This is a genomic window from Bradyrhizobium semiaridum (assembly GCF_020329505.1).
Taxonomy (GTDB): Bacteria; Pseudomonadota; Alphaproteobacteria; order Rhizobiales; family Xanthobacteraceae; genus Bradyrhizobium; species Bradyrhizobium semiaridum.
Genome location: NZ_JAGKJJ010000060.1, coordinates 1 through 1,828, shown reverse-complemented (window position 1 = coordinate 1,828; position 1,828 = coordinate 1). Strand labels below are relative to the sequence as shown.

Below are 1,828 nucleotides of genomic sequence, written 5' to 3'. Positions count from 1 at the left end.
TCGACCTCGACCGCTCGACGTTCAACGACCACAACAACACCGGAACGGTGACCTTCACCTTCTCGGAGGTCCCCAGCGGCTTCGATCTGGCCGATGTCTCGGTGACCGGCGGCGGACTGTCCAACCTGCAGCCGGTGGTGGGCAATCCGCTGCAGTACACGGCGACCTTCACCGCCGACGACAACTCGACGACGGCGGTCGCGATCTCGGTTGCGGCCGACAAGTTCACCGATCCGGTCGGCAACGACAACCTGGCCTCCAACACCGACACCGCGACGGTCGACACCCAGAACCCGACGGTGGTGGTCGAGATCGCCGATGCGTCGCTGAGCGACGGCCACAACAGCTCGAACGTGACCTTCACCTTCTCGGAGGCGGTCAGTGCGGCGACGGTTGCGACGCTGGCCGGGGGGGCCGGGATCACGGTGGCCGGCGGCACGCTGTCGGCCTTGAGCTGGGCGGCGGATCACACCTCGGCGACGGCGACCTTCACCGCCACCGACGGCATCACCGCCTCGGGCTCGGTCACGGTGGATGCCAACAGCTACACCGACGTGGCCGGCAATCTCGGCTCGACCGGCGCCGACACGGTGGCGATCGACACCCAGAATCCGACGGTGGTGGTCGACCTCGACCGCTCGACGTTCAACGACCACAACAACACCGGAACGGTGACCTTCACCTTCTCGGAGGTCCCCAGCGGCTTCGATCTGGCCGATGTCTCGGTGACCGGCGGCGGACTGTCCAACCTGCAGCCGGTGGTGGGCAATCCGCTGCAGTACACGGCGACCTTCACCGCCGACGACAACTCGACGACGGCGGTCGCGATCTCGGTTGCGGCCGATAAGTTCACCGATCCGGTCGGCAACGACAACCTGGCCTCCAACACCGACACCGCGACGGTCGACACCCAGAACCCGACGGTGGTGGTCGAGATCGTCGACGGCGCGCTGAGCGACGGGGACAACAACTCGAACGTGACCTTCACCTTCTCGGAGGCGGTCAGTGCGGCGACGGTTGCGACGCTGGCCGAGGGGGCCGGGATCACGGTGGTCGGCGGCACGCTGTCGGCCTTGAGCTGGGCGGCGGATCACACCTCGGCGACGGCGACCTTCACCGCCACCGACGGCATCACCGCCTCGGGCTCGGTCACGGTGGATGCCAACGCCTACACCGACGTGGCGGGCAATCTCGGATCGACCGGCACCGACACGGTGGCGATCGACACCCAGAATCCGACCGTGGTGGTCGAGATCGTCGACGGCGCGCTCAGCGACGGCCACAACAGCTCGGTCGTGACCTTCACCTTCTCCGAAGCGCCTGTCGGCTTCACCGCCGCCGACATCAGCGCAACGCACGGCACGGTCAGCAACCTTGCGGCCACCGCGGACCCGTTGGTCTTCACCGCGACCTTCACCGCCGCCGACGGCTTCACCGGCAACGGCTCGGTCTCGGTCACCGCCGGCAGCTACACGGACGCCGCGCTCAATCTTGGCGGCACGGGGACGGATTCCGTCACCATCGATACCGAGAATCCGACGGTGGTGGTCGACCTCGACCGCTCGACGTTCAACGACCACAACAACACCGGAACGGTGACCTTCACCTTCTCGGAGGTCCCCAGCGGCTTCGATCTGGCCGATGTCTCGGTGACCGGCGGCGGGCTGTCCAACCTGCAGCCGGTGGTGGGCAATCCGCTGCAGTACACGGCGACCTTCACCGCCGACGACAACTCGACGACGGCGGTCGCGATCTCGGTTGCGGCCGATAAGTTCACCGATCCGGTCGGCAACGACAACCTGGCCTCCAACACCGACACCGCGACGGT

1 protein-coding gene is annotated in these 1,828 nt (G+C 67.1%); it reads left to right on the top strand.

Going from position 1 to position 1,828, the window contains the following annotated elements:
• On the top strand, window positions 1–1,828 hold a 1,828-nt coding region (locus J6500_RS31375), incomplete at both ends, for an Ig-like domain-containing protein (protein WP_225716571.1).